Origin of the sequence: Simiduia curdlanivorans (assembly GCF_030409605.1) — a bacterium.
GTDB lineage: Bacteria > Pseudomonadota > Gammaproteobacteria > Pseudomonadales > Cellvibrionaceae > Simiduia > Simiduia curdlanivorans.
The window spans coordinates 1,880,289-1,906,271 of record NZ_JAUFQG010000004.1 but is presented as its reverse complement, the minus strand read 5'-3'; the positions used below and the strand labels follow the sequence as shown (position 1 = coordinate 1,906,271).

The window sequence follows — 25,983 nt, the reverse complement described above, 5'->3', positions numbered from 1 at the left end:
ACACTAAGAGCAGCACTATGTTTATAAAAGCAATGTTCATCAAAACTGTCGCAATGACCCTCCTCGCCGGTATCGCTGGCTTAGCGCACAGCCAGGACGGCAAAGCGCTTTACAACACCTGCGCCGCTTGCCACGGCCAGCAAGCCGAAGGCATGCCAGCGATGCATGCGCCGGCATTGGCAGGGCAATCGGCTAGCTACTTGGCGCGTCAGCTAAGGCATTTCAAAGATGGCTTGCGGGGCACCGACAGCGCCGACACTTACGGCCAACAAATGCGCGCCATGGCCGCCGTTCTGCCCGACCAAGCTGCCGTCGAGGCGGTTTCAAGCTATATCGCAGCGCTGCCGCGCACGGCACCGGCTGCGACACTCAGCGGCAATACCGACGCCGGCTATAAGCAGTACAACATGAAGTGTGGCGCCTGCCACGGCGGTAAAGCCGAAGGCAATGAAGCGTTTAATGCGCCGGCCTTGGCCGGGGTTGGCGATGCCTACTTGCTGCGACAATTTGCCGCCTTCAAAGCCGGCCAACGAGGTGCTGAACAAGCCGATAAATATGGCCGCCAAATGCGCATGATGGTCAATACCGTCACCGAGCAAGAACTCATCGACCTACTGAGCTACCTAAATACGCTGAAATGATAATAACCCGACGCCTAACTCGACCAGCCAAGCTTGGTGCAATCGCCGCACTTCTCAGCCTGCCCTTGCTCGCCGCGGCGAGCTCGAGTGCGAACGCCTCGAGCCAAGCTGTAACCTTGGCACAAGATTGCCCACCCGGTTTTAGCCTGGATCAGAACAACGGCTGCAAACTGCACAGCCTGTACGACCAATACAACTCCTTGTACAACCGTGGTGTGGGCGGTTTAAAAACCGCCCTGCCGGCGCGACGGGACGGCTTTAGCCCGGCGCAAATCGATTTGGGGCGCATTTTATTTTTCGACCCGATTTTATCCGGCGATCACACCCTGTCGTGCGCCAGCTGTCATCATCCACAACTGGGATTTGCCGACGGCTTGCCGCGCTCGCAAGGCATTGGCGGTAAGGAGGCCCAACGCGCCGCGCCCAGCCTGTGGAACATGGCGTTTCTAACCCGGTTTTTTTGGGATGCACGGGCGCAAAGTTTGGAAGAGCAGATGCAAGGCCCGCTCTATTCACCGGTGGAGATGGGCAACAACCCCGCGCAGTTGCTCAACGATTTAAATAATAACGCCGAGTATCAGCGACTCTTTAAACAGGCCTTTCCCGAACAGGGCGACAACATAGATCTGGATAAAATTTATCTCGCCATTGCCGCGTTTGAAACCTCGTTAATCTCGCTGAATAGCCGCTACGATCGCTATGCACACGGTTATCACGCGGCCTTAACGGAAGACGAAAAAGCCGGCTTAAACGTTTTTAGGTCCTTCGTCGCCCGCTGTGCCGAATGCCATACACCGCCGCTATTTACCCATCAGCAAGTGGCGGTTATTGGTGTTGCAGAACCCGAGGGCCGAGAGTTTGACCGCGGAGCCGAAGCTATTTTTAACAACCCCACCTGGCTTGGCGGTTTTAAAGTGCCGAGCTTGCGCAACATAACGAAAACTGCGCCCTACATGCACTCGGGCAGTTTCGAAACCCTGCGCGAAGCCACCGAGTTCTACACCCTCGGCCGGGGCCATGCGCTCACCGAAGAGCAAAACAAAAACATGGTACTGCACTGGCATATTTGGGAACCCAAATTAACCGACGCTGAATTGGATTTACTCGTGACCTTTATGGACACACTGACCGACGAAACCTTTACCCCTAACATTCCTGCGTCGGTGCCATCGGGGTTAGCCCCCGTTGGGCAACTTCCACCGGCGCTGAGACAAGACATTACCCAAGCTTTACAAGGAGAATAAAAATGAGCAATAAAATTATTACGGCCATTATCGCGGTCGGTCTCGTGGCCGGCGGCGCATGGCTGGGCAGCAGCTTGTCGTCGAATAATGCCGCTACAATTGTCGGTGACAACGATCGCTACGCAAAAAATGATGGCACCAAACTACAAGCCGGCGCCAAGCTCGACGCCTCCGTGGGCGCTACTGGCAGCAGCGGTAAATTTATTGACGTGACCGACGGCCAATCTATTCAGGCTGCGGTTAAAGACGCGCAACCAGGCGACGTCATTCGCGTTCATCCGGGCACTTATAAAGAAACCGTGTATATCGACAAAGACGATATCTGGTTAAAAGGCGTGATCAAAGACGGTAACTGGCCCGTGCTCGAAGGCGAACACAAGCTCAACGATGCGGTGCTCTACTCTGGCAACAACATCACCGTAGAAAACTTCCGCATTACCCACTACAAGGGAAACGCGATTATGGGCCAGGCGGGCAACAACTTTTTAATTCGCAACAACCATGTTATCGACACAGGTGTGTACGGTATTTTCCCGCAGCTGGGTAAAAATGGTTTGATCGAACGCAACGTATTGAGCGGCATTGAAGACGCGGCCATTTACGTGGGTATGTGCGACAACATTCACGTCAACAACAACGAAGTGTTTGAAAACGTTGCCGGTATTGAAATCGAAAATAGCCGTCACTCGGTGGTCGAAAACAACAAGGTATACAACAACACCGGTGGCATTCTGGCCTTTATTACCCCAGGCCTACCCATAAAAACCACCTATGACGTGATTATTCGCAACAACTTCATCAACGATAACAACCACAAAAACTTCGGCGCGCCAGGCTCCATTGTCGCCGGCGTTCCGGCCGGTACCGGTATTATCGTGATGGCGGCCGACGAGGTGACCATCGAAGGCAATATCATCACCAACAATAAAAATATTGGCATAGTGATAACCGACCATTACAGCTTCGCCAACATCACCATCGACCCAGATTCAGAGCCCCATTCAGACAAAGTGGCTATTCTCGACAACCTCATGTTCAACAATGGCTACGAGCCCATCGATGAAATTACAGCGCTCAAAGTTGCCACCTTCACCAAGGGTAATGTGGATATTTTGAACGTGGGTGAAAGTAAAGACAGCTGTATTTTAGACCGCACCAAATACATTAACGTCGGCTTAAAAGATTATGGCACCTGTGGTTTTGACACCACCGCGGCCACCGTGAGTTATTTATTACCCGAACCCGCCGAGCCACACCCGTTCACGGAAGATGAAAAAGGCAAGATGGCTTACTTCGGCGTCTGCACCGGCTGCCACGCTTACAATATCCGCATGATTGGCCCACCCGTTCAAATCATCCAAGCGCTGTACATGGATAACCCAGAAGGCTTGGCCGAATATATCGCCAAGCCAACCAAAAAGCGTGAAGACTACCCGGAGATGCCTGCGCAAGATTATCTTGACCCAGAGATGCGTTTAGCGGTTGCCAAGTACATGCTCGGCGTCGACAACAGCGGGCGATTCAACGACCCAGCGCTGAATCAAGATCAGTAGTTTTTAAATACATCAGGGCGCATAAGCGCCCTTTTTTAATTTCATCACCAATCAACCCATTGGCCAACTGCCAATAGCCCATTTTTTTCTTGCCTTTAATTTCAGCACCGATTACTGTCGAGCACTTAATCAAGGGATTTTTTATGTACCCGCTCGCCGCCCCACATCTCGTCTGCACACATCTCATTGCCGCCAAATGGCGCGTGGTGTTGATGGCGGGTGTGTTGAGCTAAAGTTTCTATTAACACACCGGCTGCAACGGCGGCGGATGTGTTAACTGTGTTTATTTCTCTGTCGCCTTTGTCGCCTTTTACCCAAAAGGAAGGACTTTACAATGGACGACGAACCACCCAACTCGCAACTCAGCACCGTAGAATCGCCAGCCGATGCTGTCGCCGTGGCCTTAGCTATTGGCTCGATTACTCTATTTTCAGCCAAACCTATTTTTATTAAATGGGCCTACGCCTACGGTTTAGACGCCACCAGCTTAATGTTTTTTCGGCTACTGCTTTCGGCACCGGCTTTTCTAGTGATTGGCCTCTGGTCCATGCGCTACTACCGGGTTACGCTAAAAGATTTGTTGTTCGCCAGCGGCCTAGGCGTGCTTGGCTCTTATGTTTCGGGCTGGCTCGACATGAAAGGCTTGGAATATATTCCCGCGCAATTAGAGCGCATGCTGTTATTTTCCTACCCCATTTTCACCGTGTTATTAGGCTGGCTATGGTTTAAGCGACCGGTGAAAAAAACCATGTGGCAGTGCGTAGTGCTGACCTATGCGGGCCTCAGCTTAATGTTCATGATGGATAGGCAAATCCTCGGTGCAGACGTCACTTTAGGCGCAGGCCTGGTGTTGTTAGCGGCGCTGATTTTCGCCAGCTACATGGTCATGAGTCGTGGGCCCATTCAGCGTATGGGTTCTATACCCTTTACCTGCGTAGTGATGCTGTCGTCGACCCTAGTGATGACCCTGCATCAAGCCGTGCACCCGTCTGTTGAGATCGCAACCATTCGACAATGGCCGACCGCGGTTTGGTGGATCATTGCCGGCCTGGCTTTGTTCTGCACCGTATTACCCGCCTTTATGGGCAGTGAGGCGGTGCGCCGCATCGGGCCGGAGCAGGTGAGCCTGATGGGTAACGCCGGCCCGGTCGTGACAAGCCTGCTCGCCATTTGGCTGTTAGATGAACACTTTACGGCATACCACGCCACGGGCATGGCGCTTGTGGTGCTGGGTATTTGGGTGCTCCAAAGGAAGCAGCCAAGCCCAGCAATCAAAGTAAAGGCGCAACAACTCGCCCGCCGCTAGCCCTGTCGCGGGGTCCGGCCATCCGGGGTTCGGCCATCCGGGGTCCGGCCATCCGGCTTGCGGCTCGCAACAGCTTCGCCCATCGCTGGCCGAAGCTGTTGCCCTGACAAAAATTTGACATTGGTTACACTTGTAACTAAATTGACGCCTCGCCCTAACCAAGAGCCAAACCCATGGAACCCTTGCGCTATTTAACCGGTTTCGACAACGAGCATGAAACCGAAGCCCTGCCCGGTGCCCTGCCCCTGGGCCGTTTCAGCCCGCAAAAAGTCGCCTATGGCCTCTATGCCGAGCAATTCAGCAGCACTGCATTCACCGCCCCGCGCGCGCACAACCGCCGCACCTGGCTGTACCGTATTCGGCCCTCGGCCCAGCAAGGTGATTACGCCGCCTATGCCGGCGCGACGCTAACCCGCACTGGCCCCATTACCGAGCAAACGCCGGTGCCGAACATGCTGCGCTGGTCGCCACTGCCCATCCCGACCCAAGCCCAAGACTTTATCGATGGTTTGGTAACACTGGCCGCCAATGGCGACGCCGGCGTACAAGTCGGCATTGGTATCCACCTGTATTTGATCAACCAATCCATGCAGGATCGGTTTTTTTACAACGCCGACGGCGAGTTATTGTTTGTGCCACAACAGGGCAAGCTGCGCCTGCACACCGAGTGCGGCTTACTCGATATTGGCCCCGGCGATATTGCGGTGATTCCACGCGGCATGAAGTTTCGCGTGGTGTTGTTAGAGGCCAGTGCGCGCGGCTATGTGTGCGAAAATTACGGCGCCGCCTTCACCCTGCCAGAACGCGGCCCCGTGGGTGCCAACGGCTATGCCAACGATCGCGATTTTCAATACCCGGTGGCGGCCTATGAAGACCGCGAAGGCGAGTTTGAACTGGTGTGTAAATACGGCGGCCATTTCTTCAGCGCCGATATCGGCCACTCGCCGCTCGATGTAGTGGCCTGGACCGGCAACTCCGCGCCCTATAAATACGAGCTGGCGCGCTTTAATGTGATCAACACCGTTAGTTTCGATCACCCAGATCCATCCATTTTCACCGTTATCAGCTCGCCTTCTGATACGCCCGGTGTGGCCAATTGCGACTTCGTTATTTTCCCGCCGCGCTGGATGGTGGCCGACAACACCTTTCGCCCACCTTGGTATCACCGCAACATCATGAGTGAGTTCATGGGCTTGATTCACGGTGTTTACGACGCCAAAGAAAAAGGTTTCGAACCCGGCGGCGCCAGCTTACACAATTGCATGAGCCCCCATGGCCCAGAGGCGGAAGTATTTGAAAAAGCCAGTCAGGCCGACTTAAAGCCACAGCGCTATGACAATACCCTGGCGTTTATGTTTGAATCTCGCTACGCCATTACCCCAACGCGCTTCGCCATGACCACAGAGGCGCGCCAACTCGACTATGTTAAATGCTGGGATAAGTTGAAGAAAAACTTTAACGCTTGAAGGGGGCGGCCCCCCGCCTACAAGCTACAAGCTACAAGCTACAAGCTACAAGCTACAAGCTACAAGCTACAAGCTACAAGCTACAAGCAGGATGGCCTGCCCCTACAAGCTACAAGCTTAAATTCTAAGATCGCGGATCTAATTCTGCGTCGCTGATTAAAGGAAAATGTATGAAACTTGCATCACAGAAAAAAGGCCGCGACGGCGCGCTTATCGTTGTTAATAAGGATTTAACCAAAGCCGTTGCCGCCAATCACATAGCACCCACCTTGCAAGCGGCACTGGATAACTGGGACGCCTGCGCGCCCAAACTCGAAGCCCTGTATAAAGATTTAAATGCGGGTAAGGCGACCGGTAGTTTCGCGTTTAAAGAAGCCGAGTGCGCCTCGCCACTACCGCGCGCCTACCAATGGGCCGACGGCAGCGCCTATGTCAACCACGTGGAACTAGTGCGCAAAGCGCGCAACGCCGAAATGCCGGAAACCTTCTGGACAGATCCGCTGATGTACCAAGGCGGCTCAGACGATTTCATCGGCCCACGCGACGACATCCCACTGCCGAGCGATGAATGGGGCGTCGACTTCGAAGCCGAAATCGCCATTGTGACCGACGATGTACCTATGTCGACCAATGCGGAAGATGCGAAAAAACATATCCGCTTAGTGATGCTAGTGAACGACGTGTCTCTACGCGGTTTAATTCCTGGCGAGCTGGCCAAGGGCTTTGGTTTTTTCCAATCTAAACCCGCTTCGGCCTTTTCCCCCGTGGCAGTTACGCCCGATGAATTAGGGGATGCTTGGGACGGTAGTAAATTATCGCTACCACTGCTGTCATATCTGAATGATAAAGCCTTCGGCAAACCCGAAGCCGGCACCGATATGACCTTTCACTTTGGTCAATTAATTGCCCACGTGACCAAATCGCGCAACATAGGCGCTGGCGCAATCATCGGCTCTGGCACAGTGTCGAACAAACAAGGCACTGGCCACGGCACCGCCATTGATGAAGGTGGCGTAGGCTACTCCTGCATTGCCGAAATTCGTATGATCGAAACCATTCGCGATGGCAAACCCAGCACGTCGTTTATGAAGTTTGGCGACAAGGTTAAAATTGAAATGCGCGATAAAGCAGGCCAATCTATTTTCGGCACTATCGAGCAAACCCTAGTCAAAAACGCTTAATGATTAAAAGGACTTACTATGCCAACCCTGTACGGTTATTTTCGCTCTTCAGCCGCCTACCGCACACGCATCGCGTTCAACTTAAAAGGTGTGCCGGTAGACCTCGCCTTTGTGTCACTGCTAAAAGGCGAGCAAAAATCGGCTGACTACACGAACAAAAACCCACAGGGTTTGATACCGGCATTAGAGACTGAGCAAGGCGTACTTAGCCAATCCATGGCGATTATGGAGTGGCTAGAGGTAGAACACCCAAAACCGAGCTTACTACCGGGCGACAGTTGGCAACAGGCGCAAATTCGCGCCTTCGCTTTCTCCATAGCCTGCGATATTCACCCGCTTAACAACTTGCGCGTGTTGAAATACATCACCGGCGAGCTGGGCGCGAGCGAAGCACAAAAAAATGCCTGGTATGCGCACTGGATTCAAACCGGCTTTGCAGCGCTGGAGTTATCGGTCAAGAGACACGGTGGTAAATTTTGCTTCGGCAACAACCCCACCCTCGCCGATGTGTGTCTGATTCCGCAAATTTACAACGCCGAGCGCTTCAATGTAGATCTGTCGGCCTACCCAACCCTGATGGCCGTTTATCAACACTGCAATAGCTTGCCTGCATTCGCCGATGCCAAACCGGAACATCAGCCCGATGCGCAAGGGTAGCTATTTAGCGCAGACTAAGCGCCAAACAATTACCCTCTACGTTTAGTTGACAGGTTTTAGACCGTTAAAAAAAACGCATGCATTGATCGTATTGAGAACCGCCTAATTGTTGCTGCAGAAAGGCTTGGTTATCTTTTACAAAGCTAGGTTTTTGATCGAGATGTAAACCTTCATGACCGAAATAAGCGCTCAAGCGAGCGCAGTTGGCCGCCGCAAGAAAAGGTAACTCTTGCAGAATACTTACAAAGGTTTTTTTGTTAGCTAGGTAGATAGGCATCAAGTCCGCCGCTAGGTATTCCTGAAAAGCGGAAGCGTTACGCTGCTCGGCATAGAAGGCAAAAAACATCACCACTTTGAGCCGTTCAACACTGAAACGATTATTATCCAGGTCAGGTTCTATATTGGCGACATATATTTTTTCAAGCGCCTTAAACATCATTAATTCATCAACGTTAACCTTTCCAGTGTTATCGGTATAAACGTATTCATCTTGATTTACATTTAGCAAACCAGACAATAACAAATAGAAGTCCTGCCTGTCTCCAGCGGGCTGTTCAGCCGCATCAATACTGGAGCAGGCCATCAACACTGCCAAACAACAAGCGATTAAAATTTTCATCGTTTTACCCACTGATAACAACTGTCACGTTATGGCCATTTTTTGGTGTGATAGCCTTGTAAATATCGATAATCTTACTCTCCTCGATAACGATGCAACCATCGGACCACTGTGCATAGGGGGGCTTGCCCATGTGAATAAATATGCCAGAAAACCCCACAACATTAGGCAGAAAAACCGCTTCTCTTGGATTACCCTTAGAATTTTTCTTTCTAGACATGGTTGTGGCAGAACAGTTGGCATAGGTGCCGGCGGGAATTTTCTTATCTGCGTTCCAATAACATTTAGTGGAGATCATTTTTCCGCCACCGTTAAAGGTCAAGGTCCCGTCTTCATCGCCTCGCGTTACCGTAATCTTATACATCTCAATACATCCTGTATTAGTTTTTAATATGTGCCGATACAACCACTTTTAAGACATATCGGTCACAATTAACTGCGCTACTCCGTTGCAGGCCTAGCAACCGCAACATCGAACCACAATAGAAATGCACTTACAATCATAGCTTGGTGTTGGCGTTGAATTACGCGCCAAAGAAGTGCCGAAATGATAACTCGCATCCGTAGTTAACAGCCCCAGCCTGCTGCCATGCAAAGACTTGTATATGAAATAGAAGGGTTTCCATCTTTAACATTAAGATGGCAGCTCAAATAATTTTCCGCGAGCCAATCTGTTCTGCCTCGTTAAAAAAAACCATGCCAAGATGGCGTTGAACCAGCGCAGATTCCTTTGTGTAGGTAAAACTCATTTACTGCGTCCAATCCTCTTGCAACTGTTGTTTGCCCGACACAGTTAGCAAAATTGCCCTCGCTCAGACCAGGCTCCTTGCTGAAGCGCCGCACTTAATTACGCGAACAACTCAACATGTGACTCTGGGAAAAAATAAAAAAGCCGAGGCTAAGCTCGGCTTCGTCATTAGATTATTTCGTTGTGAGCCAAGCGTTCACCTTTTCCTCCAGCACGTGCATGGGAACGGCGCCGCCTAATAAAACCACATCGTGAAATTCAGCCAAATCAAACTTATCACCCAACTTGGCTTTGGCGGCTTCGCGGATGGATAAGATTTTCAACTGGCCCAACTTGTAACCCAAGGCCTGACCCGGCCACGCCATGTAGCGCTCAATTTCTGAAACCACATCGGATTGCGCCGTACCGGTGGTGCTCGCCATATAGTCGATGGCCTGTTCGCGGGTCCACTGCTTGTGGTGCATGCCGGTATCAACTACTAAGCGCACGGCGCGAAACAATTCGGCCTGCAGACGACCGAGGTCGCTAAAAGGATCGTCTTTATACATGCCCATTTCGGCAGCTAAGCGCTCGGAGTACAGAGCCCAACCTTCGGCGTAGGCGTTATAAGGCGCGATGCGCCGCAAGAAAGGTAAATCCTCTTGCGCGAGGTTCAACGCCACTTGCCAGTGATGGCCGGGGTTGGCCTCGTGATAGGTAAGGGTCTTTAAGCCAAAGGTGGGGTTAGCTTTCATGTCGCGCAGATTGATCCAATAGATACCTGGCTTAGAGCCGTCCACGGAGGGCGAGGTGTATTGGCCACCCGGTGCGCCGTCTTGAGTTTCTTTCGAAAACGCGCGCACTTCTACCGCGTAGGGCGGTGCGGTTTTAAACAGCGGCGCCATGGCCTCGGTCATCTCGGTAATATAACCGTTGATGTCGGCCAACAAAACTGCACGGCCGGCGTCTGAATCTTCATACAAAAACTTTGGTTCTTCGTTAATGGCCGCCATGCGCGCGCCAACACTACCATCTTGGTAACCTTGAGCGACAAGAATGGTGTCCATTTCTTTCGATATTCGGGTTACTTCGCTCAAGCCTAGGTTGTGAATCTGTTCGGCGGAGAGATCGCTGTCACCTAACATATGAATCGCGTCTTGGTAGTATTCGGCGCCCTTCGGCTGCGCCCAAATACCGGAAGCGTCGGTTGCCTTGGGCAAGGCCGCCTCCACCTGTACCACTACATTTTTATAGGCTGGGTAAACCACCTTGGTTACTTGCTCAACCGCTTCGGCGGTCAGCGCGGCCTTTTGTTCGGCGCTAAAGCCATCGACTTTATTTAGCTTGTCGACAAAACTGGTCACCAGCGAATGTTGCGCCGGTTCGGCCGCGAGGAAGTTGGCCAGATAACGCAGCGCACCATTTAACGTCACTTTGGGCGGCAGCCAACCGGTCTTGGCATCGGCCTGAAACTTGTCGATCACCGATTGTGTCATCCGATCGAAACTGGCCAAGCGGGCCAAATAATCCTGCGCATCTTTTTCGGTGCGAATGGGCTGGTCGGCCTTCATATAGCCGGGAATATCAATCAGCGGGCCGTTAATTTGGTTGATGATGAAAGGCGACAACCCCATCCAGGTATCGATATAACCGATGGGAAAATCGGCGTTGCCGGCGAAGTAACGCACGACGCTGGCCATCACTTCCTGGTTTTCCCGCTCGGCCACCGAGCTCGGCGTCGGCATGGCTTCGATGGCCGCTTGCAGCACGCGCAAATCTCTGCGCATTTCGGCCTCCGATGCTGGGTCAAACAGGTCTACTTTGTGCGCATAGGCACCGCCAGCGGCCGCGTCGGATAAGCCGTAGAGCGTGGCCGATACCGGGCGCGAGCGAAAGAGTCGCTGGCTCGCCGCTTCGTAGATATCCGCACTTGCCTCTACCGGCGCTGCGGTTTGAGGTTGATTGGCCGTTGGCTCGCTCGACTCCGAGCACCCCAGCGCAGAAAGTGCCAGCCCTATGGCTAGCGCTGAACAGGTAAGTTTACCCATGATGATGTTGCCCCTTTATTATGTGGTCGTATATTCGCGTGTTGTTTTTGCCGTTGGTTTTATTGAGCCTTGGCGGTGCAATGAATGGCTATGCCTTGTTATCGCGCATGATAGGAAGCTTACTTCACCGAGGTATTCAGGCTGGCTCCCAAGTGCCAAGTAGGTCACAAACTGACCGATAAACCTTCCCTCGTCAAACCAAAATCAGCCACACCCGGCTGAGTCTGTTAGGACGATTGACCAAGCCATAGCCACAAGATGGCCGCTGCCGTGTAAATAATTACTAACCCGAATTTAGCGTTAGGGAAGCGCTGGCTTTCAGCCCTATGTACACCGAGCCGCTGGCAGCTAGGTTTGCGGCTAGAGCCCACAATCCATACACACTTGATACACACCTTATCCACAGGCAGACCTACATATTGTGTTATTGCAAATTAGAATTTGCATATCTTGTGGTAGAGGTTAGAATAAACCCCAATCAATAGTGCTGAAGAAGATCCTTGCTAAAGCTTGGCAAGCGTATAAAACAGCCATAGTGAAGCGCGCCCAACGCGGCCACTTACTTAAGCCAAAGGCACTGTCTGTTTCGCGTAACACGTTAGTTTGCATCGCTGGTAATCCAGCAATGGCGAACGCTGAATCTGAAATCACCGCTGGGTAACAGGATGTCGCCACGGCCTATCGCCTTGATGTCACCCTGAAAGTACATTCGCTGCCCTTGCAGCGACAAATAACACTATTTAAAAGCAGTTTAAGGACCATTGACCATGTTGAGTTGGGACGACTACGAAACCGAAGCCCCTATAAAGACAAAATCCGAACCGCAACCGGCCCCTGCCGCAGCGCCAGCTCCCGAGCTGCGCACTGCGAGTGCAGAGCCGGTAGCGGCCCAAGCGGCCGCTAAAACCCCAGCCGCCGAAGTTGCCGATGCCGAAGCCATCGAGCGCGCGCGCGCGGCTATCGCCGAGCTCGATACGGCTGCCGGCGCTGCCGACTTAGAACTGGGCGCCAAGCGTATTCAAGTAGACGACAAGCGCATGATCAACTGCCGCGCCGACTTAAATCAGTTGGTGCCGTTCAAATACGAGTGGGCCTGGCAGAAGTACCTCGATGGCTGTGCTAACCACTGGATGCCACAAGAAATTAACATGACCGCCGACGTGGCCCTGTGGAAATCGAAAGATGGCCTAACCGAAGACGAGCGCCGCATCGTGATGCGCTCGCTAGGCTATTTTTCCACCGCCGATTCCCTCGTGGCAAACAACTTGGTGCTAGCCATTTACCGCTTGATCACCAACCCAGAGTGCCGCCAGTACATCCTGCGCCAATCGTTCGAAGAGGCTATTCACACCCACGCCTACCAGTACTGCATCGAATCCCTGGGCATGGATGAAGGCGAAGTATTTAACATGTACCGCGAACTGCCGGCCGTGGCCAACAAGGCCGTGTGGAGCCTAAACCACACCCAGTCGCTGTCTGATCCCACCTTCAATACCGGCACGCCAGAAACCGACCAAGAATTGCTGCGCAACTTAATTGCTTTCTACGTGGTGACCGAAGGCATCTTCTTCTACTGTGGCTTCACCCAGATTCTCTCCATGGGCCGTCGCAACAAAATGACCGGTGTCGCCGAGCAGTTTCAATACATTCTGCGCGACGAGTCGATGCATCTGAATTTCGGTATCGACGTTATCAACCAGATCAAACTGGAAAACCCACACCTGTGGACTACCGAGTTTAAAGCCGAAGTCATTCAAATGATTTTGGAGGGTACCGAGTTAGAAATCGCTTACGCACGCGACTCCATGCCGCGCGGTGTACTCGGCATGAACGCCGCCACCATGGAAGAATACCTGCACTTTATTGCCAACCGTCGCCTCGCCCAACTCGGCCTTGGCGAGCAATTCCCCGGTGCTGCCAATCCATTCCCGTGGATGAGCGAAATCATGGATTTGCGCAAAGAGAAAAACTTCTTTGAAACCCGCGTTATCGAATACCAAACAGGCGGAGCCTTAAGCTGGGAATAACCCCTCCCAGTTGCTGACTTCCCATCTGTATCGGCTGCTACCCCTTTACGGGGTAGCGCTAACGCGCTAGTGAATACTTACTTAGTCTCTAGGGGGATTAGGACAATGGACCACGAACGACGCCAAAAGCCAGATCTAAATGAAGCCGTATTGATAAGCCTCGACCAGCTCAGCCAAACCCTCGAAGTCATGGCCCAAGTCATCACCCGCCTTAAAACCCAGCTCGCCGCACCAGAGCCCAGCCAGCCCAGCAGCCACGACCGGCGTAGCACCGACGTCAAAGACCTCAGCCAAGTACGTCACTAAAAGTACGTCACTAATATTATCCATGTCGTCCAAACGATTATGTCTATACTGGTCTGTAAAGTGACGGACTAGCAGTATATGGCCAAAATATTTATCGTTGATGACGTAGAGGACAATATCAAGCTTCTTTGGTACAACTTAGAAGACGATGGCCACGAAGTCATGTCTGCCTCCAGTGGGCAAGAATGTTTAGATAAAGTCTTAGCATTTAATCCGGACGTTATATTGCTGGACATGATGATGCCCGGCATGAGTGGGTCGGAAACCCTAGCCCAACTAAAAAAAATCGAAACTATCGAAAACACGCCGGTCATCATGGTGTCTGCCAATGACGGCGACGACAGCGTGATCGAAACCCTCGACCTCGGCGCCCACGATTTCATCTCCAAACCCTTCATTTACCCTGTGCTCGAAGCTCGGGTTCGCTCGGCCGTGCGCCTTAAGCAAAGCCAGGATGAGCTCGCCGCGGCGAATCAAACCTTGGCCACTATTGCCTCTACCGACTCACTCACCGAGTGCTTCAACAGGCGCCACTTCTTCGAGCTTTGCAACGTTGAATTCTCCAAGGCTAAGCGCCACCTGCGGCCACTGTCGGTGATCATGCTAGATGCCGACAAGTTTAAAGCCATCAACGACAATTACGGCCACGCCATGGGCGATGAAGCGCTTAAGGTCATTGCCGAGGTGTGCAAGGCCTGTATCCGTGAGTCCGACATACTGGCACGGCTGGGCGGAGAAGAATTTGCCATTTGCTGCCCGGAATCGACCTGCGACGGCGCCACGCGCATCGCGGAGAGAATTCGCCTAGCCGTTGAGAAACGCACGATTAGCCTCAATGGTAAATCGACCCAGTTCACCTTGAGCCTCGGCGTGACTGAATTTACCGGTGCTGAAACCCAATTTGACCAACTGGTAAACCGTGCGGATAGGCTTTTATACCAGGCGAAAGAGCAGGGTAGAAATTGCGTGATCTCGGGAATTTAACGTCATCGCTCGCACATTACCGGGATTTTCGTGACGCTCCTCACGTTTTTTCTGCCTCCGCGGCTCAGAACCCCAAGCTTGTGCGATATCGCTTACAAAAGGTTCAGCCATTAGCCACTTTCTATACATCGGCTCCTGACAGAGAATAAGCGTCAACAAGGAAGTACACACGGATGTTTAAAGGCCAAAGAAGGCCAACGGAAGCGCCCTTAGGAAATTAGGGCCAAACATAACGGTCAGGGAAACGGAATCAGGGATGCGTAAGGATTGCGCGGCGCTCTTAGAGCAAGACACAGGGATTAGGATTCAGGGAAGAGCATAGACCGACATTTAGGGAAAGAAATTAAAAGGCCAGCCTCGAGCTGGCCTTTTCATTGGTTCGAGAAAAAGCGGAAGGCCGGCCCCAACAAGGCGGATGGCCGCCCCCTACAATGCGGATGGCCGCCCCCTACAAGCTAGGATGAAAATCCTAAGGGCGAAAGGCTATACCCTTCTCGCGTCGCAATTTGGCTTTACAGGCTAAACATTGCCCGGCGCTTTTAGCGCGAGGCACGGCGTTGCGGACTATTCAATCCAGAACTGGAAAAAGCAGCAACCGATATTAAGCGGGAAAAAAGCTACAAGCCGCATGCCGGCCCCTATAAATCTAGGTTACACCCAGGCGCGATAACCAACCATAGCTTTCAAATGGGGCTTGCGGCCTAAGGACTACTTGATACTCATAATGCCACGCACTGTAAGGCTGACGTTCTAACCAAGCGCTAGAACCTGAGCAAGTGCGGTCCACACAGCCAAGCCAAAAGCTGAATCCTTGTAAGAAATATCGCACAAGAAAGACGCCAGCAACTGACAACATCTGCTGATTACGCCCACTAGTTACCGATGGCGGTTTTTAGCAAAATACTTATCAACAAGGAAGTAGACAGGACGTAACGCAGACCAGTGAAGGTCAAAGGAAGTACCCCTTAGGATTAGGGGTCATGCATATAGGTCACGGAGCATGGAAGAAGACCATACTTAGGGAAAAAGCTTTAAAGGGCCAGCCTTGCTGGCCCTTTTCTATTTCGGCTACTGCATTGATAGCCACTGATGACTCAAGCGGATATATCGACTTCTCAGTCACCCGCAATGCCTTATACTGCCAAAAACAATAATGGCGTAGCGTTATGAACTCGAAATTTTCCTTTTGGCCCCCCTTTCTATTATTCAGCTTGATCTACCTGATCTCCATGGCCTTTGACTTGCCTAGCGCCATCTCGGCAGCCCTAAAAGTTATGCCAATATTTTTATTGATCGCCTTGGTATTTAGGGCAAACGTAAAACCTATGTATCTGTGGCCGGCGTTGATATTTTCCGCCTGCGGCGATGTGTTGCTGGCGCTGCCCATCAACCATAGTTTTATTTTTGGGCTTAGCGCTTTTTTACTCGCGCAATTAAGTTACGCCATAGGCTTTTATCGCGAGCGCAACCAAGGCCTGACGCGAAAAGCTAAATCGCGCTTAGGCTTTGTACTGATCATAAGTCTGGGGCTGGCAGCCATTATTTTGCCAAAAACGGGCGAGCTGCTCCTGCCCGTGGCCGTATACCTAACGGCCATTGTCGCCATGGCCTGTTGCGCGAGCCTGCATCAGACTCAGCAAGCAACCTTATTTACCGGCGTATTATTATTTGTGCTTTCAGACAGCCTCATTGCCATTAACAAATTCGTACTGCCGTTTACCGGCAGTGGTGTCGCCATTATGCTGACCTACTATGCTGCGCAAGCGTTAATTGTTACCGCCGTATTGATGAATGCGCGGAAAAACACAGCACAGGCGCAAACCTAAAAAACATCAGCCGTACAATCGCAAAAACTTGCTACTTGAGCTAGCCAATCAAAGCCCTATCTTAAAATTAGGGCTAGTTTTTATTACAAGAGCCGTGGATCTTGCCCGTGCTCGGTACCCTCGCCAGGCGTAATAAATAACAAACGGCTGGGTTCAGCGGTTTTCGCGGTGTGCCAAATGCCTTGTGGTATCACAAGGTAGTCGCCATTCTGATCGAGGCTGACGCTATCGTCGCCCTCGTCTCGGCGCAAAACAAACTCAACCCTACCCGACAACAAAATAACGATTTCATCACCGGCCGGGTGGCGTTCCCAACTACCCCAGGGTTCAGAAAAGTCATAGGCAGACACTAACAGGTGGTCTTTAAACTGATCGAAATTTCGATCGAGCGCTTCGTACATTCCCGGCCCTGTGGGCACTAAGTCCACGCCGAGATTAGGTTTAATGACAGCCGCAACATCGAGTAGCGTCTGCGCCGATAACTTCATGCCACTCATTGGCCGCTCCCATTTATCATTAAATTTTCACTGGCCTGACTATCGGATCGCGGCGCTAAAACAAGTGGCGCCCACTTATCCTAGACCAGCAATTTACCCTATAAAATCACCGTTATTGATATCTAAGCACAGTTTCAACTCAGACCTTGCCCATCAATTCTTGCCAACCACAGGCCACAAATCAGTATCGTGATCGGGGTGTTGCCGGTTGCTCGCGGCAATTGATGTCGCCCATTGCTCATTGCCACCGGCGCCGGTAACGCCGTCATCGGCAAGCGCCGTTAAATGTTCGAACCAAACCAGCCGCGCTTCGCTGCCCATTTGCGATTTCGGTGCAAAGTTTTCCGGCTGATCGAGGGAACCGATGGTCAAATTAATGCGTTTACTATTGAGGCCTCGGTAGAACAAAGGCGTACCGCACTGATGGCAGAAGCCGCGTTCGACCAACTCCGAACTTTTGAACACCGACGGTTCACCCCGTGTCCACGCGAATGCCTCAATAGGCGCCGCCACAAGGGCAGCAAATACATTACCCACCGCTTTCTGGCACATGCGGCAGTGGCAGATATGGGCATTGTCGAGCATTGCGTCGGCGTGATAACGAACAGCGCCACATTGGCAACCGCCGCTCACCGATACTTTGTGCTTGTGCATGTTGAGTTTCCATATACGTCAAAAAATCTCTGCAGCCAAGTCAATGCCATCGGCGATTGTATTAACGCCTCTAGCCGCGGCCTAGCCTCGACACGATTGCTGCAGCTTGAACAGAAACGACTGTGAATTTAGCAACGCGGTGCCTTCACAGTTTCTATTTTCGCTTAATAACGGCTTCGAGCGCGGCTATATTAATTTTGGTCATGGTCATCATCGCCTCGAACGCGCGCTTTGCTTCATCTGAATCTGTGCTTGTCGTTAGATCGAGTAGCAACTTCGGGGTGATTTGCCAGGAAAAGCCCCAGCGATCTTTGCACCAACCGCAGGCGCTCTCGGCACCACCATTGCCGACAATGGCGTCCCAGTAGCGGTCGGTTTCCTGCTGGGTTTCGGTAACAACCATAAAGCTCACCGCTTCATTGGGTGTAAAGTTAGGCCCGCCGTTCAAGCCGACATACTTGCGCCCGAGTAAGGTGAATTCCACGGTGAGCTCACTACCTTCCGTGCCGCCCGGAAAATCACTGGGCGCCCGATTGATCCGATGGATATGGCTATTTGGAAAAGTGGCCGCGTAAAATTCAGCGGCCTTGGCCGCTTCGCCGTGATCAAACCAAATACACGTCACCAGCTCTGTCATGGTTATTCTCCACTGTTCTGTTACATCCAATTTTTAGATGGCTCGCCGGCCATCTTATGACATTGTGTATCAAAGGCGATTGCCTGCATCAACACTGCTCGCGTTTCAACTAGTGGTTAATGTCGGGCTCCACCAGTTGCGCAAGTTTGCGCAAAGACTCCTGCCAGCCAAGGTAGCAGGCCTCGGGCGGGATTAGATCAGGGACACCCCGCTGCTCGACGGTCAGCTCCGTGCCACAGGACACCGCCTTCAACGTTACGGTGACGGTCATTTCACCAGGCAGATTGGGATCGTCAAACTTATCCGTATAAACAAGCCGCTCACCGGCAACAAGCTCCAAATATTCACCCCCAAAAGAATGACTCTCGCCGGTGGTAAAGTTTCGGAACGACAACTGGTGTTTGCCGCCAACCTTCGCTTCCAGCGCGTGTACGGTGCAGGTAAAGCCAAAGGGCGGAAGCCAACTCGCCAGCGCATCGGGCTCGATAAATGCGCGATATACTTTTTCAGGGTTAGTCGCCATAACGCGATGCAGTTGTAGAGTATTTGGCATAGCACTCTCCTCAAATATTGACCTTCAGTTATTTTTTTAAACGGCTTATATGCGGTGCGGTGTCAGCTTTTCGGCCATTTATCTCTCAGGCAATGGAAACAGCGGCCGAATTTCCACCGTGCCTTTTTTTGCGGGCGGCAAACGGCTGGCAATCGCCACGGCCTGATCCAAATTATCAACGTCAACAATATAATAGCCACCCAACTGCTCGCTGGTTTCCGCAAAAGGGCCATCGGTAATGAGCCGCTTACCCGCGCGGATACGCAAACTGGTGGCAGTAGAGACCGAGTGCAAGGGCGACGCGGCGATTAACTTGCCCTGCTCGGTCAGCTCATCGCAAATGGCCATAGACGCCAACATGCAGGCTTCGCGCTCTGTTTCAGTCCAGTCATTTTCGTCGCTGTAAATCAGTAACATATAGTGCATTGAATTATTCCTATTGAGCTGGTTCGCCCGGCAGCATAATCATCCAACCCACACCAAACTGATCGGTGAGCGAACCAAATAGTGGCGACCAAAAAGTTTCAGCCAACGGCATATCCACCTTGCCACCCTGCGCTAAAGCCTCAAAAATTCTACTCGCATCGGCCTTTTCTTGCACCGTTAAGGCTAAAGAAAAACCGGCCATCGGGGAGCTGTCGCCGCAGCCATCGGAGGCCAGAATTCGATTGGGCCCCACGCTAAACTCGGCATGCATAATTTTATTATCAAAACCTTCGGCTAGCATGCCCTCCGGCACAGGTTCCGGGCTTTCGCTGAAGCGCATCAGCATCTCTACCTTAGCGTTGAGATGTTGCTGGTAAAAATTCAGCGCCTCCTCACAGCGGCCAGAAAAGAACAAGTAACTCTGGATAGTCGATTGCTGCATGGCGATGGTATTGCGCAGCACCGTCTCGGGCTCGCCAACCTCGCCGCTGGTATCGACCTCGGCAAAATCGTCCATGTCATAGAAGGGGCGAACTTCAATATCTGAAACTTCCAGCATCGGGTTAGGGCATTTTTTTACCCACTCGAGGGCTTCCTCCATGGACTCAACCTGCCAGATCCAATAACCGGCAATAAGCTCATTGGTTTCAACGAAAGGGCCTTTGGTAACGCTGCGATCGGCGCCATTAAAACGCACGCGAAAACCCTCGCTGCTGGGCTTAAGCCCGTCGCCTGATGTCATAATGCCGGCCTTAACCAGCGCCTCATTAAAACTGCCCATGGCCTCCAGCAATTCTCGGCTGGGTAACTCCCCCGCCTCTGACGAGGCCGTCGCTTTCACAATAACCATCACTTTCATTGGGTTTTCTCCTTGTCACTATTTCTGTAAATTAGACGTCAAATTTGGCACTACGGTGTGCGATTAATTCATTAACCGTTTCATCGGCGGCGCGAATTTCAAACGGCCCCATGCGCACGCCTGGATGTTTGGCCATGAGTGAAATAGCGTGATTGAGGTCATTCGCTTCGAGCAACAAGATGCCCCCCAACACCTCTTTGGTTTCGGCGAAGGGCCCGTCGACGACATCCACCGCGCCATTTTTTATCCGCAGCGTCACCGCCTGTGCAGCCGAGGATAGCGCCTCGCCACCAATAAAATGTTTGCCCCGACGCAACTCATCGTCGTAGGCGAAACAATTTTCCATCAGCTCCGCGCGCTCAGGCTCTGTCAGCGCATCCCATGTAGACTCATCCATATAGCCAAGACATATAAATTTCATAATTTTCCTAACCTCAATAGGGGTGATTTCTCTATTTCTACTACCTAGTCGAATAGGAAGTGGACAAATCGACAATCGATGAAAAAAATATTGAGGCTGAATCAGGCGCTTTAGCTTAATCAGACTGGAGCTGGGTAATCTTAGCTTGAATCAAGCGCTTCTCTGGCGCTTGTTTAGCCAATGCAAGTGCCAGCTCAAAGGCTGCCAGCGCCAATGTATGTTGGCCACAACGACGTAGCAGCTCGCCTCGAGACGAGTGCAGCAAGTGATAATCCGCAAGTTCGCCACGCTTTAGAATCCCGTCGATGAGCTGCACGCCGGCCTCTGGCCCATCGCGCATGGCCACGGCAACCGCACGGTTAAGCTCGATAATGGGCGAGGGCTCCACCCGCAACAACACATCGTAGAGCGAGACGATTTGGTGCCAGTCAGTATCCGACGCGCTAGCTGACTCCGCGTGCACGGCTGCTATTGCCGCCTGTAAGCTATAGAAGCCAAAGCGCCGCGATAACAGCGCCTGACGAACCAGAGCGACGCCCTCGGAAATACTGCCTTTATCCCAAAGGCTGCGATCCTGATCTTCCAGCAGCACTATGTCGCCTAGGTCATCGGTGCGCGCTGAGCGGCGCGATTCGTGCAATAGCATGAGCGCCAACAGCCCCATTACCTCGGCGTCGGGCAGTAGATTCAGGAGTAGCCGGCACAGTCGTAGTGCCTCGTTTGACAAATCGGCTCGGGTTAGGGCGTCGCCACTGGACGCCGAATAACCCTCGTTAAACACCAAATAAATAACCGACAAAACCGCATCTAGGCGCTCCGGTAATTCCGTCGCCTCGGGAATCACGAAGGGAATCTTCGCCTCCCGTATCTTATTTTTGCCGCGCACAATGCGCTGTGCCATGGTGGATGCCGGCACCAAAAACGCGCTGGCAATTTCCTCTGTGGTTAGGCCACACACTTCGCGCAGGGTAAGGGGAATTTGCACTTTGGCGTCAATAGCCGGGTGACAGCAGGTGAAAATTAAACGCAGCTGATCGTCTTCGATGTCCCGCTGCGATAGAGATAAATTGTGTGCTTCAATGTCGCTAACGAGCTGTTGCAGATCGGGCTGGAGCGCTCCGAAGCGCTGGTTGCGGCGAATAATATCTATCGCCTTAAAGCGACCGGTTGAAATTAACCAGGCCGTGGGATTGTCGGGGATACCGTCGCTGCGCCAAGTTTCAATCGCCAAGGCAAAGGCTTCGTGCGCTGCCTCTTCGGCCAAATCAAAATCGCCCAATAAACGCACCAGCGTCGCGAGCACTTTGCGCGAGTGTTGTTTATAAAGATTGGATACCGTGTTATCTACGATGTTGGAATAGGTCATAGTTTGAAAGCACCGCGGCATCTAAGGTTATAGGCCTAAACGAAGATGGGTTAGCTTTGAAGAGGGTGATAAGTCACAGCTCACACCAGGCTAAAACAAACCCAATGCAAACCAAGGCTAGGCAAATTAACAGCCTCGCTATCATGTAAGCTGCAAACTTAAATGTAAACCGTCGCGATTAAGGAGCCGCTCAAGCTACTCAAGCGATAGCACTGGCCTCTTCTCGGACAATGGCGTTTTTATGTTTCCAGTGGCCTTTGCGCCAGCGACCGTAATAAAACAGTGAGCGACAGCCTTCATCGAGTGCCGCAGAAATCAGTACGCCGATTAAACCCATGTCGAGATGAATGGCTAAAAACCACGCCAGCGGCACCGCTATGCCCCAGCTGAACAACATGCCCACAACGGAAATAAACCAACCGTCGCCAGTGCCTCTGAGCGAATTGCCAACAATGATATTGACCGTGCGCCCGGGCTCGGCCAGAAAAGATAAACCGAAGTACCACCAGGCCATCGCCAAGATACTGGCCTCTGTGGTGTAGAGTGCCATAATCTGCGGCGCCAACAGGGTAAAGATAACACCGATCACACCAGTGCCAAAAAATGCCGCGCGCAGGCTTTGGTGTAACTGGGCATTCGCCGCCTCGAACCGTTTCGCGCCCACATGTTGCGCCACCATCACTTCCGTCGCGGTGCTGATCGCAACGGTGACTATTAGCAAGGCCATGAAAGTATTAAATGTATAAGCCCGCGCCGCCAAGTCAGTGGCGCCGCCCACGGCCACTATCGCACTCAGCATAATCATTTGGCCGTCGAAACTCAGTGGCTCGACAATACTCGGCAGCGCAATGCGCCGGAGCTGAACTGAATGGCGCCGAAAATCTCGACGCACACTTTGCCAAACAATGCGAAACTTAAGTTTATAGAAAATAGCTAAGTACGCCACAATCACACCGAGCAAGGATGACCCCACACTCACCCAAGCAACACCCACCAGCCCATACATAGGTACACCGAATAAACCGAACACCACGCAGCTATTACCCACCACATTGCTAATAAAGTAAGCGCCATTGGCAACTAAGTTCCAGTGCGGCTGTCCGTAAACAGTGAGAATGCTGTGGGTGAGCGAATGAAAACCCCACACGCCAACCATCCACGCGGTGATCTGTAAATAGGTAATGGCATCGAATAAAATGGCACCGGGCAAACCCATGGCTGTGGCCACAAAAGGGCCACCGAAATAAACCAAGGCCGTGGCCAACACACTCAATAACATCAACCAAAACCCATACACCCCAATGGTGGTTTCCGCTTGCGCGTAATCATTATTACCCATGCGCTGTGACGTGAGGCTCGAGCCAGCAAAGGCCACCACCCAAAGGCAGGTAAAGGCAAAATATAAAATAGGGGTAATAGCGCCGACGGCCGCAGCCGAGTCATCCGAAACGCGACTCAGAAAAAACAGGTCCGTCATCGGAATACTCAACACCAATGCCTGCTCGAGCATCATGGGGCGGGTCATGCCCCAGAGCCCTTTTTCAAGCACTTTACTCTGCTGGCGGGTATTTTCTGGCTCTGACATCTAGTTTTTAGTCAACCTGACAATAAAAGGACACTCTACCGTAAATCGCTCGATTGGCAAGAGTCATCCGAAACTCGCGCCGGCGCGTAATAATAGGTAATTATCGTGTCACTAGGTTGCAACTACCTTGTCGCTAACTTGTCACTAATCGCTAGGTGAACCGTGAAATTTTTTATTTTAGCCGGCCTTTTGTCGTCCCTACCCGTGCTGTCGGCACTGGCTTGTAGCAGCATACAAGAGCTAAAAACCGTGGGCCAAGCAGATCTCACGGTTTGGGGCTTCTCGGTCTATTCGGCCCGCACGCTGAGCTGTAGCGGCGAAAAAATTTCAGATGCTGCCGCGCTACCGAGGCCATTTGCGCTGGAGCTCACCTACGCCCGAGACATAAGCCGACAAGACCTACTCGACAACACACGAGAGCAATGGCAGCGCCTAGGGCTATATCGTAGTGACTCAGAAGTTTGGCTCGAGCAATTAAGTGCGATGTGGCCATCAGTAACCAAGGGCGATCGCTTGACCCTATACCTAACACCAAAGGGCGCCAGCGAGTTCTATTTTGCCGACAACAAAATTGGCGAAGTAACGGAGCCAATTTTCGGCACTCATTTTCTCGCGATCTGGCTGGACCAAAACGCCAGCTACCAAAAAGCGCGACAAAAATTACTGGGAGATATCCAATGAAAATAGTATTACTCACATTCACGCTGTTTCTATACGGTTGCGGCAGCATCAATTTACACAGCTACGAAAACACAGAACCAACCTTTTCGCTCATTCAATTTTTTCAAGGCAAAACCAGAGCCTTTGGCATAGTACAGGACTATTCAGGTGAAGTTACTCGTCGCTTTACCGTCACAATGACCGGTGAACTCAATGCCGACGGCGCGCTGGTGTTAGATGAACATTTCCTCTACGACGACGGACAAAAGCAATTTCGCCAGTGGATTATCAAACGGAGTGAGCAGGGATATCTTGGCAGGGCTTCAGATATCGTTGGCATAGCAAAGGGCGAAGAGCGAGGCTTCGCCGTGCAGTGGCAATATGAGATGGACTTAGCCGTAGACGGCGACGTCTATCGCGTCGCCTTTGACGACTGGATGTATCGGTTAGATCAAAACCGGGCATTCAATAAAGCGAAAATTAAAAAGTGGGGTATTACCGTTGCTGAAGTTACCCTGTTTTTCGAAAAAACCCCTTAGTGCAGAGACTCGATACACAAACATCAAACAACCCTGCAAATCCACCAACGCCTGCGGCTAAGACAGCCTCCGATAAGCCAACGGCGTCAAGCCAGTCCATTTCCGAAACGCGCGAATAAACGTACTTGCCTCGGAAAAGCCTAACCGAAACGCGATAGTTTCGACACTCTGGTCCTTACTATTGATCAGAAAAATTGCCATATCGCGCCGAATATCATCTTTCAACTGCTGAAAGGAGTAGCCATCTTTCTGCAACTGACGGCGCAAGGTTTGCGGGGTTAAACCGAGGAATTCAGATACCTGCTGTAACTGCGGATTACTATGTCCCTCGCGAAATAAATTCTCCATCCACAACCTAACCCGCATATGCACAGATTTACTCTGCTTAGGTTGCGTCAAAAGATAGATGTGGGGCTTGGCAAGTAACGCTTTTAATGCCGACTTATCGCGCACACAGGCAAGCTCCAAGGTCGACCGACTAAAGTGAATGGCGTTGCGCGGCTGATTAAATCGCACCGGCGCACCGTAGAACACTAGGCGATATTCTTCGCTAAATTCTGGTTCTGGGTAGGCCAATTCAACGCCTTCAATGGGCAAAAATTCATTCGCCAACCAGCAATGTAAGCGGTGCGCCGTGGTGAGCAGCGTCTCAAGGATGTAATGGCTATCTACCCCAGCGCGCATCTCACAGCTAAAGCCTAAGTAACCGCCATCTTCGTGAAAGCTGGTTGTGGCGCTGACACTACTGTCGAGTAAATTACTGCCGTTACGCCAAGCCACCAGAGATTCCTTGATGGTTTCAGTACTTAGGCAAGCTTGCGCCAGCAGTTTGAAAGAACCAAAAGGTTGCGGCTTCGCCAATAAGCCAAAAGCCTCATCGCGCAACAGCTGGGTCACCGCGTGACACAAGTCGGCAAACGCTAGCGTTGAAATACGCAATTTCGGGTTAGTGAGAATTTGCGCAGACAAACCTTGTGCCCGAAGTATCTGCTCCGGGCTATAACCTCTCAGACTAGCGCCGGCCAGTAAGTTCCGCACAAAAACAGGTGCCACTGTAACTATTTGCATAATGGAGCTCGCTGTATTGCCAAATTTCGTACTTTAGTGCACCTAACTGTAACTTAATGCCTATTTTCATGATTGTCTATGCCATGGGCAAGCCACCCGGTCATGGCCCAGACTAAGGACTAACATTAGATTC

At 51.9% G+C, this 25,983-nt stretch carries 26 protein-coding genes; 13 read left to right on the top strand and 13 right to left on the bottom strand.

What is annotated here, in order from left to right:
- The first annotated feature begins 17 nt into the window (after positions 1-17).
- From QWY82_RS08520 to maiA, 7 genes are all read left to right on the top strand, one after another.
- On the top strand, positions 18-641 hold the full coding sequence (locus tag QWY82_RS08520) for a c-type cytochrome (protein ID WP_290261350.1): 624 nt from the start codon (positions 18-20) through the stop codon (positions 639-641).
- On the top strand, positions 638-1,885 hold the full coding sequence (locus QWY82_RS08515) for a cytochrome-c peroxidase (RefSeq protein WP_290261349.1): 1,248 nt from the start codon (positions 638-640) through the stop codon (positions 1,883-1,885). The genes QWY82_RS08520 and QWY82_RS08515 overlap by 4 nt, the downstream gene beginning before the upstream one ends.
- A gap of 2 nt (positions 1,886-1,887) precedes the next feature.
- Positions 1,888-3,438, top strand: a complete 1,551-nt coding sequence (locus QWY82_RS08510) for a parallel beta-helix domain-containing protein (RefSeq protein ID WP_290261348.1) — start codon at positions 1,888-1,890, stop codon at positions 3,436-3,438.
- A gap of 334 nt (positions 3,439-3,772) precedes the next feature.
- Positions 3,773-4,744 (top strand): DMT family transporter, encoded by a 972-nt coding sequence (locus tag QWY82_RS08505; protein WP_290261346.1) that lies wholly within the window; start codon positions 3,773-3,775, stop codon positions 4,742-4,744.
- Positions 4,745-4,917: 173 nt separating this feature from the next.
- The gene (gene hmgA, locus QWY82_RS08500; RefSeq protein WP_290261345.1) at positions 4,918-6,210 is read left to right on the top strand and encodes a homogentisate 1,2-dioxygenase; all 1,293 of its coding nucleotides are present in this window, start codon (positions 4,918-4,920) and stop codon (positions 6,208-6,210) included.
- Positions 6,211-6,380: 170 nt separating this feature from the next.
- On the top strand, positions 6,381-7,391 hold the full coding sequence (locus QWY82_RS08495; RefSeq protein WP_290261343.1) for a fumarylacetoacetate hydrolase family protein: 1,011 nt from the start codon (positions 6,381-6,383) through the stop codon (positions 7,389-7,391).
- Positions 7,392-7,409: 18 nt separating this feature from the next.
- Entirely contained in the window at positions 7,410-8,048 is a 639-nt protein-coding gene (gene maiA, locus QWY82_RS08490; RefSeq protein ID WP_290261342.1) for a maleylacetoacetate isomerase, read from the top strand.
- A 64-nt stretch (positions 8,049-8,112) separates the two neighbouring features.
- Here maiA and QWY82_RS08485 read toward each other — a convergent pair whose 3' ends face one another.
- The 3 genes from QWY82_RS08485 to QWY82_RS08475 all read right to left on the bottom strand — a co-directional run bounded on the left by QWY82_RS08485 (position 8,113) and on the right by QWY82_RS08475 (position 11,442).
- Positions 8,113-8,667 (bottom strand): hypothetical protein, encoded by a 555-nt coding sequence (locus tag QWY82_RS08485; RefSeq protein WP_290261340.1) that lies wholly within the window; start codon positions 8,665-8,667, stop codon positions 8,113-8,115.
- Positions 8,668-8,671: 4 nt separating this feature from the next.
- Positions 8,672-9,031 carry a L,D-transpeptidase family protein gene (locus QWY82_RS08480; protein WP_290261338.1) on the bottom strand — a complete coding sequence of 120 codons (360 nt, stop codon included), beginning with the start codon at positions 9,029-9,031 and terminating at the stop codon, positions 8,672-8,674.
- Between the two features lie 557 nt (positions 9,032-9,588).
- The gene (locus tag QWY82_RS08475; RefSeq protein WP_290261337.1) at positions 9,589-11,442 is read right to left on the bottom strand and encodes a DUF885 domain-containing protein; all 1,854 of its coding nucleotides are present in this window, start codon (positions 11,440-11,442) and stop codon (positions 9,589-9,591) included.
- Between the two features lie 767 nt (positions 11,443-12,209).
- On the opposite strand from QWY82_RS08475, the gene QWY82_RS08470 reads away from it, so the two are divergent.
- From QWY82_RS08470 to QWY82_RS08455, 4 genes are all read left to right on the top strand, one after another.
- Positions 12,210-13,469, top strand: coding sequence for a ribonucleotide-diphosphate reductase subunit beta (locus QWY82_RS08470; RefSeq protein WP_290261334.1), 1,260 nt, complete (start codon positions 12,210-12,212; stop codon positions 13,467-13,469).
- A gap of 105 nt (positions 13,470-13,574) precedes the next feature.
- Entirely contained in the window at positions 13,575-13,775 is a 201-nt protein-coding gene (locus QWY82_RS08465) for a hypothetical protein (RefSeq protein WP_290261332.1), read from the top strand.
- A 78-nt stretch (positions 13,776-13,853) separates the two neighbouring features.
- Positions 13,854-14,759 (top strand): GGDEF domain-containing response regulator, encoded by a 906-nt coding sequence (locus QWY82_RS08460; protein WP_290261330.1) that lies wholly within the window; start codon positions 13,854-13,856, stop codon positions 14,757-14,759.
- Positions 14,760-15,925: 1,166 nt separating this feature from the next.
- Entirely contained in the window at positions 15,926-16,585 is a 660-nt protein-coding gene (locus QWY82_RS08455) for a lysoplasmalogenase (protein WP_290261328.1), read from the top strand.
- An 83-nt stretch (positions 16,586-16,668) separates the two neighbouring features.
- Here QWY82_RS08455 and QWY82_RS08450 read toward each other — a convergent pair whose 3' ends face one another.
- The 9 genes from QWY82_RS08450 to QWY82_RS08410 all read right to left on the bottom strand — a co-directional run bounded on the left by QWY82_RS08450 (position 16,669) and on the right by QWY82_RS08410 (position 23,583).
- Positions 16,669-17,082, bottom strand: a complete 414-nt coding sequence (locus QWY82_RS08450) for a cupin domain-containing protein (protein ID WP_290261326.1) — start codon at positions 17,080-17,082, stop codon at positions 16,669-16,671.
- A gap of 153 nt (positions 17,083-17,235) precedes the next feature.
- Complete coding sequence (locus QWY82_RS08445) at positions 17,236-17,736, bottom strand: GFA family protein (RefSeq protein ID WP_290261324.1); 501 nt, start codon at positions 17,734-17,736, stop codon at positions 17,236-17,238.
- Between the two features lie 154 nt (positions 17,737-17,890).
- Positions 17,891-18,373, bottom strand: a complete 483-nt coding sequence (locus QWY82_RS08440; protein WP_290261322.1) for a VOC family protein — start codon at positions 18,371-18,373, stop codon at positions 17,891-17,893.
- Positions 18,374-18,482: 109 nt separating this feature from the next.
- Entirely contained in the window at positions 18,483-18,926 is a 444-nt protein-coding gene (locus QWY82_RS08435) for an SRPBCC family protein (RefSeq protein WP_290261318.1), read from the bottom strand.
- 78 nt (positions 18,927-19,004) lie between these two features.
- Positions 19,005-19,352 carry a YciI family protein gene (locus QWY82_RS08430; RefSeq protein WP_290261316.1) on the bottom strand — a complete coding sequence of 116 codons (348 nt, stop codon included), beginning with the start codon at positions 19,350-19,352 and terminating at the stop codon, positions 19,005-19,007.
- 10 nt (positions 19,353-19,362) lie between these two features.
- Positions 19,363-20,211 (bottom strand): YciI family protein, encoded by an 849-nt coding sequence (locus QWY82_RS08425; protein ID WP_290261314.1) that lies wholly within the window; start codon positions 20,209-20,211, stop codon positions 19,363-19,365.
- Positions 20,212-20,242: 31 nt separating this feature from the next.
- Positions 20,243-20,632: a YciI family protein gene (locus QWY82_RS08420; protein ID WP_290261312.1), complete on the bottom strand. Its 390-nt coding sequence runs from the start codon at positions 20,630-20,632 to the stop codon at positions 20,243-20,245.
- 115 nt (positions 20,633-20,747) lie between these two features.
- Positions 20,748-21,998: an RNA polymerase sigma factor gene (locus tag QWY82_RS08415; protein ID WP_290261311.1), complete on the bottom strand. Its 1,251-nt coding sequence runs from the start codon at positions 21,996-21,998 to the stop codon at positions 20,748-20,750.
- A 199-nt stretch (positions 21,999-22,197) separates the two neighbouring features.
- The gene (locus QWY82_RS08410; protein WP_290261309.1) at positions 22,198-23,583 is read right to left on the bottom strand and encodes an MATE family efflux transporter; all 1,386 of its coding nucleotides are present in this window, start codon (positions 23,581-23,583) and stop codon (positions 22,198-22,200) included.
- Between the two features lie 162 nt (positions 23,584-23,745).
- Between QWY82_RS08410 and QWY82_RS08405 the strand changes: the two genes are divergently transcribed.
- Both QWY82_RS08405 and QWY82_RS08400 read left to right on the top strand, forming a co-directional pair.
- Positions 23,746-24,264, top strand: coding sequence for a chalcone isomerase family protein (locus QWY82_RS08405; RefSeq protein WP_290261307.1), 519 nt, complete (start codon positions 23,746-23,748; stop codon positions 24,262-24,264).
- Positions 24,261-24,782 carry a DUF3833 domain-containing protein gene (locus tag QWY82_RS08400; protein ID WP_290261305.1) on the top strand — a complete coding sequence of 174 codons (522 nt, stop codon included), beginning with the start codon at positions 24,261-24,263 and terminating at the stop codon, positions 24,780-24,782. Before QWY82_RS08405 ends, QWY82_RS08400 begins: the two co-directional genes overlap by 4 nt.
- A 57-nt stretch (positions 24,783-24,839) precedes the next feature.
- On the opposite strand, the gene QWY82_RS08395 is transcribed toward QWY82_RS08400, so the two are convergent.
- Positions 24,840-25,850, bottom strand: a complete 1,011-nt coding sequence (locus QWY82_RS08395) for an AraC family transcriptional regulator (RefSeq protein WP_290261303.1) — start codon at positions 25,848-25,850, stop codon at positions 24,840-24,842.
- Positions 25,851-25,983 lie beyond the last annotated feature (133 nt).

Excerpts from the sequence above, each read along its gene's own strand:
- QWY82_RS08520 (WP_290261350.1), top strand. The coding sequence starts at position 18 with ATGTTTATAAAAGCAATGTTCATCAAAACTGTCGCAATGACCCTCCTC.
- QWY82_RS08515 (WP_290261349.1), top strand. The coding sequence starts at position 638 with ATGATAATAACCCGACGCCTAACTCGACCAGCCAAGCTTGGTGCAATC.
- QWY82_RS08510 (WP_290261348.1), top strand. The coding sequence starts at position 1,888 with ATGAGCAATAAAATTATTACGGCCATTATCGCGGTCGGTCTCGTGGCC.
- QWY82_RS08505 (WP_290261346.1), top strand. The coding sequence starts at position 3,773 with ATGGACGACGAACCACCCAACTCGCAACTCAGCACCGTAGAATCGCCA.
- hmgA (WP_290261345.1), top strand. The coding sequence starts at position 4,918 with ATGGAACCCTTGCGCTATTTAACCGGTTTCGACAACGAGCATGAAACC.
- QWY82_RS08495 (WP_290261343.1), top strand. The coding sequence starts at position 6,381 with ATGAAACTTGCATCACAGAAAAAAGGCCGCGACGGCGCGCTTATCGTT.
- maiA (WP_290261342.1), top strand. The coding sequence starts at position 7,410 with ATGCCAACCCTGTACGGTTATTTTCGCTCTTCAGCCGCCTACCGCACA.
- QWY82_RS08485 (WP_290261340.1), bottom strand. The coding sequence starts at position 8,667 with ATGAAAATTTTAATCGCTTGTTGTTTGGCAGTGTTGATGGCCTGCTCC.
- QWY82_RS08480 (WP_290261338.1), bottom strand. The coding sequence starts at position 9,031 with ATGTATAAGATTACGGTAACGCGAGGCGATGAAGACGGGACCTTGACC.
- QWY82_RS08475 (WP_290261337.1), bottom strand. The coding sequence starts at position 11,442 with ATGGGTAAACTTACCTGTTCAGCGCTAGCCATAGGGCTGGCACTTTCT.
- QWY82_RS08470 (WP_290261334.1), top strand. The coding sequence starts at position 12,210 with ATGTTGAGTTGGGACGACTACGAAACCGAAGCCCCTATAAAGACAAAA.
- QWY82_RS08465 (WP_290261332.1), top strand. The coding sequence starts at position 13,575 with ATGGACCACGAACGACGCCAAAAGCCAGATCTAAATGAAGCCGTATTG.
- QWY82_RS08460 (WP_290261330.1), top strand. The coding sequence starts at position 13,854 with ATGGCCAAAATATTTATCGTTGATGACGTAGAGGACAATATCAAGCTT.
- QWY82_RS08455 (WP_290261328.1), top strand. The coding sequence starts at position 15,926 with ATGAACTCGAAATTTTCCTTTTGGCCCCCCTTTCTATTATTCAGCTTG.
- QWY82_RS08450 (WP_290261326.1), bottom strand. The coding sequence starts at position 17,082 with ATGAGTGGCATGAAGTTATCGGCGCAGACGCTACTCGATGTTGCGGCT.
- QWY82_RS08445 (WP_290261324.1), bottom strand. The coding sequence starts at position 17,736 with ATGCACAAGCACAAAGTATCGGTGAGCGGCGGTTGCCAATGTGGCGCT.
- QWY82_RS08440 (WP_290261322.1), bottom strand. The coding sequence starts at position 18,373 with ATGACAGAGCTGGTGACGTGTATTTGGTTTGATCACGGCGAAGCGGCC.
- QWY82_RS08435 (WP_290261318.1), bottom strand. The coding sequence starts at position 18,926 with ATGCCAAATACTCTACAACTGCATCGCGTTATGGCGACTAACCCTGAA.
- QWY82_RS08430 (WP_290261316.1), bottom strand. The coding sequence starts at position 19,352 with ATGCACTATATGTTACTGATTTACAGCGACGAAAATGACTGGACTGAA.
- QWY82_RS08425 (WP_290261314.1), bottom strand. The coding sequence starts at position 20,211 with ATGAAAGTGATGGTTATTGTGAAAGCGACGGCCTCGTCAGAGGCGGGG.
- QWY82_RS08420 (WP_290261312.1), bottom strand. The coding sequence starts at position 20,632 with ATGAAATTTATATGTCTTGGCTATATGGATGAGTCTACATGGGATGCG.
- QWY82_RS08415 (WP_290261311.1), bottom strand. The coding sequence starts at position 21,998 with ATGACCTATTCCAACATCGTAGATAACACGGTATCCAATCTTTATAAA.
- QWY82_RS08410 (WP_290261309.1), bottom strand. The coding sequence starts at position 23,583 with ATGTCAGAGCCAGAAAATACCCGCCAGCAGAGTAAAGTGCTTGAAAAA.
- QWY82_RS08400 (WP_290261305.1), top strand. The coding sequence starts at position 24,261 with ATGAAAATAGTATTACTCACATTCACGCTGTTTCTATACGGTTGCGGC.
- QWY82_RS08395 (WP_290261303.1), bottom strand. The coding sequence starts at position 25,850 with ATGCAAATAGTTACAGTGGCACCTGTTTTTGTGCGGAACTTACTGGCC.